10 protein-coding genes are annotated in these 15,128 nt (G+C 42.2%); 5 read left to right on the top strand and 5 right to left on the bottom strand.

The window, feature by feature from the left end:
- Positions 1 to 147 precede the first annotated feature (147 nt).
- From prfA to N7E81_RS05655, 4 genes are read left to right on the top strand one after another with little or no spacing between them, the layout of a single operon-like run.
- Complete coding sequence (gene prfA, locus N7E81_RS05670; RefSeq protein ID WP_263052316.1) at positions 148 to 1,218, top strand: peptide chain release factor 1; 1,071 nt, start codon at positions 148 to 150, stop codon at positions 1,216 to 1,218.
- A 3-nt stretch (positions 1,219 to 1,221) separates the two neighbouring features.
- Complete coding sequence (locus N7E81_RS05665) at positions 1,222 to 2,625, top strand: hypothetical protein (RefSeq protein ID WP_263052315.1); 1,404 nt, start codon at positions 1,222 to 1,224, stop codon at positions 2,623 to 2,625.
- A 51-nt stretch (positions 2,626 to 2,676) separates the two neighbouring features.
- Positions 2,677 to 3,591: a ComEA family DNA-binding protein gene (locus N7E81_RS05660; RefSeq protein ID WP_263052314.1), complete on the top strand. Its 915-nt coding sequence runs from the start codon at positions 2,677 to 2,679 to the stop codon at positions 3,589 to 3,591.
- Between the two features lie 52 nt (positions 3,592 to 3,643).
- Positions 3,644 to 7,669, top strand: a complete 4,026-nt coding sequence (locus N7E81_RS05655) for an AAA domain-containing protein (protein ID WP_263052313.1) — start codon at positions 3,644 to 3,646, stop codon at positions 7,667 to 7,669.
- Position 7,670: 1 nt separating this feature from the next.
- On the opposite strand, the gene N7E81_RS05650 is transcribed toward N7E81_RS05655, so the two are convergent.
- The 4 genes from N7E81_RS05650 to recQ form a co-directional block, all read right to left on the bottom strand.
- Positions 7,671 to 8,156, bottom strand: coding sequence for a gliding motility lipoprotein GldH (locus N7E81_RS05650; protein WP_263052312.1), 486 nt, complete (start codon positions 8,154 to 8,156; stop codon positions 7,671 to 7,673).
- Positions 8,157 to 8,159: 3 nt separating this feature from the next.
- On the bottom strand, positions 8,160 to 9,332 hold the full coding sequence (locus N7E81_RS05645; protein WP_263052311.1) for a PSP1 domain-containing protein: 1,173 nt from the start codon (positions 9,330 to 9,332) through the stop codon (positions 8,160 to 8,162).
- A gap of 92 nt (positions 9,333 to 9,424) precedes the next feature.
- On the bottom strand, positions 9,425 to 10,702 hold the full coding sequence (purD, locus tag N7E81_RS05640; protein WP_263052310.1) for a phosphoribosylamine--glycine ligase: 1,278 nt from the start codon (positions 10,700 to 10,702) through the stop codon (positions 9,425 to 9,427).
- Positions 10,703 to 10,878: 176 nt separating this feature from the next.
- Complete coding sequence (recQ, locus tag N7E81_RS05635; RefSeq protein ID WP_263052309.1) at positions 10,879 to 13,068, bottom strand: DNA helicase RecQ; 2,190 nt, start codon at positions 13,066 to 13,068, stop codon at positions 10,879 to 10,881.
- A gap of 241 nt (positions 13,069 to 13,309) precedes the next feature.
- Here recQ and N7E81_RS05630 point away from each other — a divergent pair, with 241 nt between their 5' ends.
- A complete protein-coding gene (locus N7E81_RS05630) occupies positions 13,310 to 14,383 on the top strand; it encodes a mannose-1-phosphate guanylyltransferase (protein WP_263052308.1) in 1,074 nt (357 codons plus the stop codon).
- Positions 14,384 to 14,386: 3 nt separating this feature from the next.
- Here the strand turns inward: N7E81_RS05630 and rlmB are convergent, their stop codons facing one another.
- On the bottom strand, positions 14,387 to 15,106 hold the full coding sequence (rlmB, locus tag N7E81_RS05625; RefSeq protein WP_263052307.1) for a 23S rRNA (guanosine(2251)-2'-O)-methyltransferase RlmB: 720 nt from the start codon (positions 15,104 to 15,106) through the stop codon (positions 14,387 to 14,389).
- Between the last annotated feature and the right edge of the window lie 22 nt (positions 15,107 to 15,128).

Below are 15,128 nucleotides of genomic sequence, written 5' to 3'. Positions count from 1 at the left end.
TTCGTGATGAGCTATGGATTAAAAAAAGGGTTTACGTTTTTTAGATCCTTTAGATTAAAAATCTTGAATAATTGCTTCATGGGATTCTTTAATTTCATCAAATAAGCAACGGACTATTTATTAGATTTGCTTTCAAATTTGTTGAAAATGAAAGAGAAACTAGAGGAGATCAAACATAGATTCGAAGAAGTAGGACAGCTCATTGTACAGCCCGATGCCATGTCTGATATGACTCACTATTCGAAGCTTAGCAAAGAATACAAAGATCTCGAGAAGATTGTCAATAAATACGAAGAATATAAACTCATTTTGGACAACCTGGCTAACTCCAAGCAAATTCTGGAAACAGAAAAAGACCCAGAGTTTCGTGAAATGGCCAAAATGGAACTCGATGAGCTTGAGCCTCAAAAAGAGACTATCGAAGAAGAAATCAAGCAAATGCTGATTCCAAAAGACCCCAACGATGATAAAAACAGTATCCTTGAAATTCGTGCAGGTACGGGCGGAGACGAGGCTGCCATTTTCGCGGGAGATCTCTTCCGTATGTATCAGCGCTATTGCGAAAAACAAGGCTGGAAAATGGGAGTGATGGATCTGACCGAAGGTAGCTCAGGCGGATACAAGGAAATCATCAGCATGGTATCTGGCGAAGATGTCTATGGCAAACTCAAATTTGAATCTGGCGTACATCGTGTACAGCGGGTTCCTGCCACAGAAACACAAGGCCGTGTTCACACCTCTGCAGCTACCGTAGCCGTACTCCCTGAAATGGAAGAAGTAGATGTACAAATCGACATGAATGATGTGCGTAAAGACACCTTCTGCTCTAGTGGCCCAGGTGGTCAATCGGTAAATACTACCTATTCGGCCATCAGACTGACACACATACCCACAGGACTAGTCGTGTCGTGTCAGGATGAAAAAAGCCAGCTTAAAAACTTAGAGAAAGCATTAAAAGTATTGCGTGGCCGTATCTATGATATAGAACTCAAAAAACACAACGACGCCGTAGGTGCCCAACGAAAATCGATGGTAGGCAGTGGCGATCGTTCGGATAAAATCAGAACCTACAACTATCCTCAGGGCCGTGTGACCGACCACAGAATCGGCTACTCTCAGCACAACCTCCCAACCGTAATGGATGGTGAGATCGGGGATTTTATCGAGCAACTCCGTATTGCCGAAAATGCAGAGAAGTTGAAAGACGGTGAAGCATAAGATTTGAAGGCCATCAAACACCTCATACTGCTACTCGTGCTATCCTCAGGCGTTTTCTTGGGATGTCAGCCTAATGTAGAAGAGATATCTACTGATACCAGCCTACAGCTGTCTTATAGTACGGACACCGTCACCTTCGACACCCTGTTCTCTAGTCTGGGCAGTATCACCAAGCGACTCCAAATCTACAATACCCATGATGAGGCCATCAATATCACCCAGCTGTCTCTTGGCACTGGCGATCAATCTCCCTATAACCTGACGGTAAATGGCTTTGAAGGCAATTCCTTCGAAAATGAGGTAATCTTCGGAAAAGATAGCTTGTTGATTCTGGTGGAAGTAATCATCGATCCCAACAATCAAGATTTACCCTTTTTAGTAAAAGACGATATCCAAATAGAATATAATACAAAAAAGGAAAATGTGAATCTCGTCGCTTGGGGTCAAGACGCCATCTTCATCAATAATGAAGCCATCACCTGCAATACTACCTGGACCAAAGATCGACCCTATATCATCTATGATTCCGCTTGGGTAGACACGGGCTGCAAGCTCACCGTAGAAGCAGGTGCCAAAATCTACATCGACAACGGTGCGATCTTTACCATCGCTGGCTCGCTAGACATACAAGGCACTACAGAAGATAAGGTACTCATAGCCAATACTAGGCTTGATGCTAAATATGACGAAGCACCAGGCCAATGGGGCTCTATCCTCTTTTATCCTGGCAGCATAGACAACAGCATCGACCATGCCATAATAAAAAATGGAACCACAGGATTGACACTCTCCACCAATCTAGTCAATGGCGAAGGTGCCGAACTGTTGATCAGCAATACATCCATACACTTCATGTCTTCATCAGGTATCGCTGCTTATACAGGGCAAATCACTGCCTTCAACCTAGAAGTATTCAGCTGCAAAGATCAGCTAGTAGCTGGGCTAGGGGGTGGCTCCTATGTCTTCAATCACTGTACCTTCTCTAACGACCCCAACGACTTCACAAGAGAAGGTCCTTCAGTTATTTTTACCAATGCCTTGGAATTTAATGACGGCTCGACGTACCCCAACGACCTTACGCTAAGCCTCACCAATTCGATCGTTTGGGGAAGAGAAGACGAAGAGCTCACACTAGACCTCTCGGCCAACACCGCCCTGAATGTACAAGTTCAAAATAATATTATCCGCTCCAGCGATGACACTTGGATAGACTTGGGCAACGACATCAGTCAAGAAAACAACTATCCAAAGTTTTATAAGCCTGCACTATTCAACTACCAAATCGATTCTTTGTCGCCCGCTAGAGAAGCTGCCACAGCCTCCTCTATCACCCACGACCTCCTCGGCACCCTTCGTGATGCCAAGCCGGATATCGGCGCCTATGAGCGCAAAGATTCTATTCCATAGAAACCACTCAACGCACATAGATAATATCAGTTATTATGTTAATTTTATTATGTGCTAACCAAACTTAAAAATAGAATTCGGACATTCTTTGGATGTTCTGCGTCCGAAACCAACGGCTTACTGCTACTTGTTCCCCTTCTTTTTCTAGTGCTTATAGGTCCTTTTTTACTTCAAAATAGGCTAACTCGAGACGCTACACAAACTCAGCTCGAAGAAGAACGTCTGCTCAAAGACTGGCTTGAAGAATCCAAAAAAAAATTAAAACATGAAGAAGGTACCGTCATCGTACATTCCTTTTTCGACCCAAACAAGATCGGTCAAAACAAATGGATTGAGCTTGGCTTCAAGAAAAAAATAGCCGAACGCATCATCAACTACCGACAAAAAGGCGGCTCATTCAAGGAAAAAGAAGATCTCTACAAAATTTATGGCATCAACAAAAAGCTAGTTACAGCGTACCTCGACTATATCATCATCCCGCCGCCACCTGCAAAACCCAAGTACAAAGCCCCTCCGCTCAATAAAGTGGTAGAACAAATGGTCATAGAAAAAGAGTCTGCAAAATTCGATCTCAATCTATCCGATTCCAGCCAGCTACAAATCGTCAAAGGTATTGGACCTGTACTCTCGTCACGCATCGTAAAGTATCGAGAATCATTGGGAGGATTTCACAGTATGGAGCAATTAAAAGAAGTATATGGTATAAAACCGGAAGTATACGAACGTCTTTTGGATCATTTCGATCTTCTTATACCCGCTATTCACAAAATAAATATCAATCAAGACTCCATCCACCTACTCGCCAATCACCCCTACCTTTCTTACAAAACCAGTAGAGCCATAGTGAAATATCGCACCCAGCACGGCAACTACCAATCCGTAGACGAATTGAAAAATATTTATACCCTCTCTGATTCGCTATACCAGAAAATAGCTCCTTATCTTGAAGTATCATCACCAGAATGATGCATGCGTTTAGGGAAAATCGATATCCTTTTCTATTTTACGGACAGATCACATGAGAGAAATACTTCTATCCTACTTACGAAGGCTAACCAATCTATCGGGAAACAGCCGCTCTATCTTTCTCCCAAAACTACCTACAGGGCAGTTTATCGACATACACGAATTTGACTACGTTCGCAACGAACCTTCCTTCTCCATCTTAGAAGCTATACTCTCCCGAAAGGCCAAAATTCCGCTATGCGAAGTCCAAAACAGCCGAGAAGAAGACGCCAATCGCTTGTCGCAAAAATTAAAACAACTCAAACGTGAAGACCATCTCATATTTGAAGAACGTGGCGCTAAAGACCTCTATGTAGGTTGGCCTTTTGTAAAAGGAAAATTTTCTGATGGCACGCTCTCCAGATGCCCCCTTTTGTTTTTTCCCGTCACCTTAGAATTCGACAAAAAAGATTGGTACCTAGTCAGCCGTAAGGATGTCAATGTGACCATGAACAAGTCCTTCCTGCTAGCATATGCTTATTTCAATAGCTTACCAGCCAATGAAAATCTGCTCGAAAGAGTATTCGACGACTTCGACAAAGAGAGTAAAGGGTTTCGTACAGACCTCTACGAATTGCTCAAAGCAGAAAACTTAGAAGTCAACTTCAATCAAGACAATTTCAGCGACGTACTCACCTCATTCACACCATACCAACGAGTAGACCTAGAAGCTTCCGAAAAAGACGGTGAACTCAAACTATATCCAGAAGCCGTCGTGGGTATATTCCCTCAAGCAGGCTCATATCTAGTCCCCGACTACCTCACCATGCTAGAGCATCCCAAGCTTTCTACCATAGAAAATTTCTTTGCAGAAAGAAACCTCGACGAAGAGCAAAGTGAAGACACCTCATACTACCGGTTTTTAAAACGCGTCAAAGAAGACCAAACCTTCACGCCGTTCAAAATGGACGCCTATCAAGAAAATGTGATAAAGGCCATCAAAAAAGGAAATTCTGCAGTGGTGCAAGGGCCTCCTGGCACAGGCAAATCCCAACTGATCTGCAACCTCGTAGCCGATTACATCGCTCGTGGCAAAAATGTACTAGTAGTTAGTCAGAAGCGAGCAGCACTCGACGTGGTATTCGAAAGACTCAAAGAAAAAGAACTCAATGATTTTATTGGCCTGTTGCACGATTTCAAAAATGACAGAAAGTCTATATACGAGCAACTCGAAGGACAAATGGATCGACTGGAAGATTATCAATCGATCAACAACTCTCTCGACGCCATTCAGCTGGAACGAAATTTTCTAAAAACCAGTCGCAGAATCGATCAGCTAGACGAAGAGCTCTCCGAATTCAAAGAAAGCCTTTTTGATGAATCCGAATGTGCACTATCCGTCAAAGAACTGTATCTCACCTCCGATCCACACGGTCGTGCCATTGGTGTCAATTTAGAATATAGAAATTTCAAATTCGACACCCTAGATAGCTTTAAAAGAACATTAAACACCTATGCAAGGTATGGCGAAAAGTTTCTCAACGAGCACCACCCGTGGTTCAATAGAAAATCATTCGCCAATTATCAAGTATCCGATCTACAGCTTATTTCAAAACATCTCGATGAAATAAGGCCATACATCAACGTACTAGAAACAGTCACTGAAAAAGCCATTGGCAAAAAAGTGTCTTTTGAGGATGTCGTTGAAATCATCAAAAAACATGAGGAAATCAAACACCTCGTATCAGTACTCAAAGACCCACTCGTCTTTCATGCTTTAACTTTGGTACTACGCAATTCGCACCGAATCGTCACCAAAGAACGACTAGTCGAAACAGAAAAGCTCGTCATGCAATCCTACGAAGGGAATGGAGCTGAGCTTTCACTCAAATCTGAAGAACTTGGTCGCTTTCAGGAAGCACTCGACCGTAGTCTCGATGCACGCAAGAGTATTTTCAAATGGCTGAGATGGAAGCTCTTTTCCAAAGACAAAATATTCATTACCAGAGTACTGGTAAACAATGGGCTCAAAAGCGATCGCGCAGGCTTTGACTCACTATTACAAAAAGTAGACAATAGACTGAACCTAGAGCACAACCTGAGCCTCCTCAAGGATGAGCCAGCCTTAGGTCCCTTCCCCAAGGTATACACCAAAGTCGAACTCAAAAATTGGTTTTTTTACCAGAAGCAAGCTGCAGAAGCACAAACCACGCTGGATGGCATACGTCACATGAACGAATACATCTCGCCGCTTTCGCTCAACCAAACTGAGTATACTGATCAATTATCCAATTTGCTAAAAGCCTTAGAGCCTATAGGCCAAAAACTGGAAGAGTGGGAGTCATATTTTTCTATTCCGCAGTTACGCCAGATGTTTGCCAGTCAGCTCGACGTAGAGCAGTTATTAGCAGCACTCAAGCAAGACTTTGATTCGCTATGTGAGTTTGACAAACTCCAAGCCGAGCTGACTGCCGAAGAGCTCAGCGTGATCAATAAACTGCTCGAAGAAGAGCCTAGGGTACAAGCAGAACACTGGTGGGCAATCTTCGACAACAGTCTGAGACTGGCCTGGATCGAGCATATCGAACAAAAATTTCCAATCTTACGAGCAGTCTCTTCTCAGAAGTTTGAAGACATGCAAACCGAAATGCAGGATTGTGTAAAAGAAAAATTGCGCATAAGCGTGGAAATACTCCTACTCAAAGCACGAGAAAGGGTTTACAAAAATGTAGAATACAACCGTCTCAACAACCGGGTAACCTACCGTGACTTATATCACCAAGTCACCAAAAAACGACGAATATGGCCCGTAAGAAAAGTAATAGCCAATTACCCAAGAGAAGTTTTTGATCTCATCCCGTGCTGGCTAGCCTCGCCAGAATCGGCCTCAGCGATTTTTCCAATGGAAAAAATATTTGACTTAGTCATCTTCGATGAGGCCTCTCAATGCTTTGTAGAAAAAGGCATTCCAGCTATCTTCAGAGGCAAACAGGTAGTGATCGCTGGCGACGACAAACAGTTGCAACCAAACGATCTGTATAAGGTGCGCTGGGAAGAAGAAAATGTACAAGACGTAGTAGAACTTGACTTCGATTCGCTTCTCAATCTAGGCAGCCAGCATCTGATGCAGGTACAACTAAATGGGCACTATAGAAGTAAAAATTTGGATCTCATCCGATTTTCTAATGAACATTTTTATGGACAGCGCCTCAAAATGCTCCCAGATTTCAAAGATCTAAACGAAAAACAAACTGCCATAGACTATGTGAAAGTAGAAGGCTTTTGGCAAAAAAACACCAATCACGAAGAGGCCGAACGAGTGGCTCAGATCGTAGCGTCACTACTGAAAGCAAAACCTGATTTAGAGATCGGCGTTGTTACTTTCAATGCCTCTCAGCAAATGTATATTCTCGATTTTCTAGAGACTTATTCGATAGCACAGGGTTTTATCATACCTGAATCTTTGATCGTCAAAAACATTGAAAATATACAAGGCGACGAGAAAGATGTCATCATCTTCTCTACCGTATATGCCCCAGACCTAAAAGGCAATATGAATATGAATTTCGGCAGCCTCAATGCCGAAGGAGGAGAAAACAGGTTGAATGTAGCAATCACCCGAGCCAAAGAAAAAATCTACCTAGTTACGAGTATCATGCCCCAACAACTGCAGGTAGAAAACAGCAAAAACGAAGGCCCCAAGCTACTCAAAAAGTATCTAGAATACGCTTATGCCGTCTCCAACAAAACATTGGCTCCAGCCAAAAAATCGACAGACAATCACTCCGCTAATTGGTTTTTGAAAAATAAGATAGAGGCCTTAGGGTTTGAGCATTTCGAATCGCTGACTATGGATCATTCTTTGCCTTTTGTAGATTTGGCACTGAAATACAAAGGCGAATATCTGGCAGCATTGCTAACAGACGACGATCAGTACCATCAAGACATCTCCATCAAAGCCACACATGTGTATCGGCCTTTTACACTCAAGCAAAAAAACTGGACCTTCAATCTAATATCGAGTCGACAGTTTTGGTCAGACCCTGAGCATGTACGCGAACGAATCAATCGCATGATATCCCGCTCTATCGACGAATAGACTACTCTTGCTCAGGCTGCTGTATTTTCAGTCCAAAAGATAAAATACCTGGGAGCTGTTCCATCCGCATAAATTGCTTTACCTTAAAAGTATAAGACCCTGAATAAGCAAATTTTTTGTTTTCGAATACGGGTACTGCACGGTCAAATAAATCGCCCAACCCTTCGCCCATCGGCTTACCTGTTTTCTTATCAAACAAGATAAGCTCTTGCAGTTCAGATGATAAAACATCACCTGTAGAATCCTCCAAATAATACTTCAAAAATAGATTGTAGTATGGGTAGTTCACAGCATATCGCACGTTGTATTGAATCTCATAGGCAGCAGTAGTGTCCTCCACCTCAAACTGAAAGGCCACCAAAGAATCTAAGTGCCATAGCCCCTCAGATATATCTGACTGTTCGTCGATTATAGTGCTACTGCTACAGGCCGTGACCGCCGCAGCGACACCCAATACAATCAACAGGTAAGTGATAGATTTTAGCATGGGTTACTCTGGTTTTTTCTTGTTAAAGTTACTTTTCCCTCCTCGCTTTTTCTTGCGACGATTTTTATTCTTTGGCTTACTCTTTCCTCCTTTTCGGAATTTTTTATCCATCCTTTCGAGGTCGCTATTCAGTGCTTGAGATTCTCTATTTTCACCTCCCACTTTATCTTCCATCAATGTCTCAGGTTTTTTCCCGTCGGCATTCATTTTTTGGATTTCCTTTACTCGATCTGTATCTAGAGCGATCCAAGCATTGTCATTTTTATAGCCAAACCACATGATCTTTCTGAAAATGTCCGTCTTCTGTAATCTGGCTTCTCCCTTATCTGTAAGCAATCCCGTGTCTACTTTAGGAATATCTTTGAGCGCATCCATATAGGTTTCTAACTCATAATTAAGACAGCACTTGAGGCGACCACACTGCCCAGAGAGTTTGCTCGGGTTCAATGATAGATTCTGATAACGTGCCGCTGAAGTAGACACATTTTTAAAGTCTGTCAGCCACGTAGAGCAGCACAATTCACGACCACAAGAACCAATACCGCCTAATCTTCCTGCTTCCTGACGCAGACTGATCTGGCGCATTTCTACACGAATTTTAAATTCGCTCGCCAAACTTTTAATCAATTCTCTGAAATCTACTCTTTCATCTGCCGAGTAGTAAAATGTAGCTTTAGAATTGTCCGCCTGATACTCTACATCAGTGAGCTTCATTTGAAGTTTCAGTTCATTGATGATTTCGCGAGAGCGAAACATAGTGGGGTTTTCTCTTTTCTGTACAGATTCAAATTTTTCCAAATCCTTCTGAGAGGCCACACGATAAATCGTTCGGATTTCATCGTCGTTTTTCACCTTCTTTTTTTGCATTTGCAGACGCACCAATTCCCCTTGAAGGGAAACATAGCCTAGATGATGGCCATTAGGAACATCTACTACTACAGGATCACCTGGATATATTTCTAAATCATTGACGTTTCGGAAGAAATCCTTGCGCCCATTTTTGAATCGAACTTCGAATATGTCAAATTGATACTTGGCTGGCGTCTCCATATTGGATAGCCAATCAAACGTATTCATCTTGTTGCAGCCGCCACTACTGCAACCGCCATTACTCTTACATCCCTTAATACTTCCGTCTGCAGCCGTCAATGTGCTGCAAGTACTGCATCCCGACATCTTGTCTTTGCTTTTATAAGCCTTAAATATAATGAAGATTTGTGATCCTCATTCTTTTGAAATGACGGTATATTTTTCTGATTGATAGATTGTTAAAGTGCGAGCAAATCCTGTCCAATATCCTTTCGGAAATTCATACCCTCCCACTGGATTGATTGCAAGTTTTCATACGATTGACCCAAGGCCGACTGGATGTCTGAACCCAAACCCGTTGAGGCAAGCACACGGCCACCGTTGGTCAGAATCTGCCCATCAGATACTGCAGTCCCCGCATGAAAAACAATCCCTTTGAAATCGTGATCGAGTCCTTTCATTACCCGACCCTTTTCATAAGATCCAGGATAGCCTTCTGCCACAGCCACCACAGTGGTAGCCGTCTCTGGCTTTATTTCTAGCTGCTCTTTGTCTAGCTCTCCTTTAGCGGCGGCGGCCAAATGTGATAGCATATCTGACTGAATCCTTGGCATCACTACTTCTGTTTCAGGATCACCCATTCGCACGTTATATTCGATCACAAATGGCTCTCCTTTGATATTCATCAGCCCGATAAACAAGAAGCCTATAAAATCTATTCCGTCTTTGTTTAGCCCATCTACAGTGGGCTTAATCACTTGATCTTCCACCTTTTTCATAAAAGCATCGTCTGCAAATGAGACAGGAGACACGGCTCCCATACCGCCAGTATTAGGTCCGGTATCACCTTCACCTATACGCTTATAATCTTTGGCCTCTGGTAAGGTCATGTACGACTTGCCATCTGTCAATACAAAAACAGAAAGCTCAATGCCATGAAGGTACTCTTCAATAAGTACTTTTTGACTAGCCGCTCCAAACTGGCCATCAAGCATTTCTTTGAGAGAGGCTTCTGCTTCTTTAATATCAGAAGTGATAATTACTCCTTTGCCTGCAGCCAACCCATCTGCTTTGAGCACATAGGGAGCCTCCACTTTTTTCAGAAAGTCTAATCCCTCTGACAGGTTTTCAGCGGTTACCGTCAATGAACCCGCTGTTGGAATTTGGTTACGAACCATAAATTCCTTAGAAAAATCCTTGCTGCCTTCAAGCTGAGCACCCACTTGATCTGGACCTACCATCAGTATATTTTTCAACTCATCCTTGGCGGCAAAATAATTGCGAATGCCTTTGACCAATGGTTCTTCTGGCCCTACGATCACCAAGTCGATGTCCTTGTCCAAAACCGCTTGACCTAAAGCTTCAAAATCATTGACGCCAATAGTTAGATTTTGTGCTACTGCAGCAGTCCCAGCATTTCCAGGTGCTACATATAGGTCGTTACACTTTGGGCTTTGTTTTATTTTCCAAGCCAAGGCATGCTCACGTCCACCGGCTCCTATCACAAGTACATTCATGTGTCTAAATTACTTTCGTTAATCATTTAAACGATCGATTATTTCAACCCTTTTCTTTCGAAAAATTAAAAGATCAAGTTTATCTTATCGTTTTATGAAATTCATAAGATTTTACTGAATGGCAAAATTAAACCAATTCACGAATCGGCTGAGGAAATGAGAAAATATCTAAGTGTTTAATTGGCGTATTCCGACATGAACTTGATCCGCATCAAACGTACTTCATCTTCAGAGTATCCGTCATATTCAAGCTCATCCATGGCTTGCTTCAGGTCGTCGGTTTCAGCCGTCATAAAATAATCCAGCAGATCGTCCTGCCGGTCTTCGTCTATAAACTGATCGATATAATAATCCAAATTGAGCTTGGTGCCAGAAAAGCATATATTTTCTATCTCCGTAAGCACATTATCGAATGTAATACCTTTGAGTTCTGCTACTTCTTCCAAGTCTACTTTGCGATCGATTTGCTGAATCAGAAATATTTTAATTTTGGATTTATTTACAGTCGATTTGATCACCACATCCGACGCGGTTTCCAAATCATTTTCTTTTACATAATTAGCTATAGCATCTATAAAAGGTTTACCAAATTTCAGCACCTTACCCATGCCCACACCATTGACCTGAGCCAAGTCTTCTTTGGTGGTAGGATAGGTGGTCGCCATTTCTTCTAAAGATGGGTCTTGAAAGATCACATATGGTGGAAGGTTCTTCTGCTTAGCCACTGTTTTGCGCAAAGCCTTGAGAATATCATATAGCTCTTCGTCGTGCGCTTTGCCATTGGCATCTACACCATTATCGTGGTCTAAGTTTTCTACTGTGTAGTCATGGTCTCTCGAAAGCTCTACCGAAAATGGTTTCTTTAAAAAGCTGTGCCCTTTTTCTGTTACTTTCAGTACACCAATATTTTCAATGTCTTTCGATAAAAATTCATTGAGCAGTGTCTGACGAACGACTGATCTCCAAAAAATTTCGGTTTCGTCCTTTCCTATACCGAAAACATCTAATTGGCTGTGATTATAGCTTTTTACATACTGGCTTTCTATCCCTCGGATCACATTCACCAAATGTCTGATGCCAAACCGCTCTTCTGTCTTGATGGCGGCAACAATCGCCTGCTTGATAAACTCCTGCCCTTCGAATATGGCTTTTGGATGTGCGCAATTGTCACACAACCCCTGATCAGTACAGTCAGAATCCATATATTCTTCTCCAAAATAATGAAGGAGCTGTTTTCGGCGACAAACTGAAGACTCTGCATAGGAAGACACCTCCTCTAATAGCAACTTCGCATTCTCCCTTTCGGCAACAGGTTTGTCTTTATTAAATTTCTCCAGCTTGATAATGTCATCCAAGGTGTAAAACAAAATACACTTACCCTCTAGTCCATCTCTACCTGCACGACCTGTTTCTTGGTAATAGCCCTCTAGCGATTTAGGCGCATCATAATGCACTACAAACCTCACATCTGGCTTATCGATTCCCATACCAAAGGCAATAGTAGCCACGATTACATCAATGTCTTCATTAAGAAAACCGTCTTGATGTTTCATTCGCATATTGCTATCAAGCCCTGCATGATAAGGTGCGGCATTGATGTCGTTCACTTTTAGCAATTCTGCTATTTCTTCTACTTTCTTTCTGCTCAAGCAATATATGATACCTGAAGTCCCTTTCTGCTCTTTTACAAATCGGATCAGCTGCTTTTTTACATCTACCTTAGGTCTAATCTCATAGTAGAGATTTTTTCTGTTGAAAGAAGATTTAAACACATCTGCTTCTTCCATTTGTAGGTTTTTCTGAATGTCCAGTTGCACCTTAGGTGTAGCAGTAGCGGTCAGAGCAATAATGGGAATATCCCCAAACTGACCAATGATAGATTTGATCTTTCTGTATTCTGGACGGAAGTCGTGTCCCCATTCAGAGATGCAATGTGCCTCGTCGATAGCCGCAAATGAGATGTTGGCCTGACTTAAAAATTCAATGTTTTCTTCTTTGGTCAATGATTCGGGAGCCACATATAGCAGCTTTACAGCTCCAGAAAGTGTTTCTTGCTTCACCCGCTTCATTTCCGTTTTGTTGAGCGTAGAGTTCATGAACTGAGCGTTCACTCCAAAGGCGTTGAGCTGATCTACTTGATTTTTCATCAAAGCAATCAGCGGTGATATCACGATAGCTGTCCCCTCACTAATAATAGCAGGCAACTGGTAGCATAGTGACTTCCCCGCACCTGTAGGCATCAACACAAAGGTGTTGCGCCCTGATAGCAGGTTGTTGATTATCTGTTCTTGGTTACCTCGGAAATTACTAAAGCCAAATGTCTCTTTCAGTTTTCCCCTCAGTTCGTCCTCCTGGCATGCAATCATCTTCTTCTCAATTTATATACCGGATACATAATTTAGCTAAAAATGAGCTAACCGCAGTTAGTCATGCAAATTTTCGTTTCCGGTCGCTGGTTAATTATTAATTAAATTATATAAATACCGAGTTAAAATCAATTCAAATGGAGTTGACCTTATCATTGTGCACATACTAATTCTTTGAACAATAAGTTACACATAGTACTATTCTCCTTCTATATTTGCCTTCCAATTTTAATCCAAAGGAATGAAATCAGAAGTATTCGTAGTTATAATGGCAGGAGGTGTTGGAAGTAGATTTTGGCCGTATAGTCGAAACTCAAGACCCAAGCAATTCATCGATGTCTTGGGCAATGGCAAATCACTCTTGCAAATGACGTACCAACGTTTCTTACCAACGGCTAACAAAGATAACATATTGGTGGTAACAAATGACATCTATGCTAATTTGGTGAAAGAACAATTGCCAGATATCAGCGAAGATCATATCCTGACCGAACCTGCCAGAAGAAATACGGCTCCATGTATCGCCTATGCGGCTTACAAAATCCGTCAAAAAAATCCCAACGCAGTAATAGTCGTTACGCCTGCCGACCACGCCATTTTTCAGGAAGAAAAATTTACCCGAGTAATCAAAACCGCCACTACAGCTGCCGAAGGGTCGGACAAGTTGCTAACGGTTGGAATTTTGCCTAACAGACCTGAAACGGGTTATGGCTACATCCAATATATCGAAAGCGAAGATGAGGTGAAGAAAGTGAAAACTTTTACAGAAAAACCTGAATTAGATCTAGCCAAGAAATTTTTGGAGAGTGGAGATTTTGTATGGAATGCGGGGATTTTCGTATGGTCTGTACCCGCGATCATCAAATCTTTTGAAAATGCTCTGCCTGATATGGCCGAAGCATTTGAGGAAGGAGCCGACAAGTACTACCAAGCAGATGAAAAAGCCTACGTAGATAGAATCTATCCGCAATGCGAAAACATATCTATTGACTATGGCATTTTAGAAAAATCGAAATCCGTCTATGTGGTACAGGGCAATTTCGACTGGTCTGACCTCGGGTCATGGAATTCGCTACATGAAATCAGAGAAAAAGACACAAACGACAACGTAACCGATGGGGATGTTATATTGGGCGAATGCTCTAATAATATCGTAAAATCTGAAACCAAACGATTGATCGTATTAGACCAACTGGAAGGCTATCTAGTAGGTGACTTTGAAGACGTACTGATTATTTGCAAAAAAGACCAAGATGCTAAGTTTAGAGAGTACGTAGCTGAAGTCAAAAAACAGCATGGGGATAAATACCTCTAGCAGTTAGCTACGCTGCCTTACACTTTCGAATAGAATCACACCTGCAGCTACGGATACGTTTAGCGAATCAATATTTCCGATAATCGGGATTTTCAATTTTTCATCAGCTACGCTGAGTAGCTCTTCTGATATACCATCTTCTTCAGATCCCATGATTATAGCTGTGGGCACAGATAGATCTGCTTCAAAAACTGTCTTCTCTGTTTTTTCCGTACAAGCCACGATCTGAAAACCACTGTCTTTGAGGTATTTTACTGAGTGCGTCAGACTGTCTTCTTTACAGATCGACAGGTAGTTCATCGCACCCGCAGAGGTCTTTACTGCATCCGAATTGATCATAGCACCTCCCTTAGACGGGATAACAATGCCATTAACCCCAGCGCATTCTGCCGAACGACAGATAGCTCCGAAATTTCTCACATCTGTCACCCGATCCAAAATCAAAACCAAAGGCGCCAAACCATTTTCATAACTATTAGCGACAATGTTGTGAAGTGTCACAAAATCGATGGGAGAAGCAAAAGCCACCACTCCTTGGTGGTTTTTTCGAGTCAGCCTATTGAGCTTCTCTACGGGAACTTTTGAGACCGTGACCATACTCCCTCTAAGCATATCTGTAAGCTCTTTGGTTAGGTCATTTTTCAAGTCTTTCTGTAGAAAGATTCGCTCGATAGTTTTTCCTGATTTGATTGTTTCGATCACGGCACGCGTGCCAAAAATCATATTATCAGGTTCTTCTTGCCTT

Source organism: Reichenbachiella carrageenanivorans (assembly GCF_025639805.1).
GTDB classification, from domain to species: Bacteria; Bacteroidota; Bacteroidia; order Cytophagales; family Cyclobacteriaceae; genus Reichenbachiella; species Reichenbachiella carrageenanivorans.
The sequence above is the reverse complement of the archived record's forward strand: the minus strand, read 5'-3'. Positions and strand labels throughout refer to the sequence as shown.

Coding starts and splice junctions, on each gene's coding strand:
- prfA (WP_263052316.1), top strand. CDS start 148: ATGAAAGAGAAACTAGAGGAGATCAAACATAGATTCGAAGAAGTAGGA.
- N7E81_RS05655 (WP_263052313.1), top strand. CDS start 3,644: ATGAGAGAAATACTTCTATCCTACTTACGAAGGCTAACCAATCTATCG.
- N7E81_RS05650 (WP_263052312.1), bottom strand. CDS start 8,156: ATGCTAAAATCTATCACTTACCTGTTGATTGTATTGGGTGTCGCTGCG.
- N7E81_RS05645 (WP_263052311.1), bottom strand. CDS start 9,332: ATGTCGGGATGCAGTACTTGCAGCACATTGACGGCTGCAGACGGAAGT.
- purD (WP_263052310.1), bottom strand. CDS start 10,702: ATGAATGTACTTGTGATAGGAGCCGGTGGACGTGAGCATGCCTTGGCT.
- recQ (WP_263052309.1), bottom strand. CDS start 13,068: ATGATTGCATGCCAGGAGGACGAACTGAGGGGAAAACTGAAAGAGACA.
- N7E81_RS05630 (WP_263052308.1), top strand. CDS start 13,310: ATGAAATCAGAAGTATTCGTAGTTATAATGGCAGGAGGTGTTGGAAGT.
- rlmB (WP_263052307.1), bottom strand. CDS start 15,106: ATGATTTTTGGCACGCGTGCCGTGATCGAAACAATCAAATCAGGAAAA.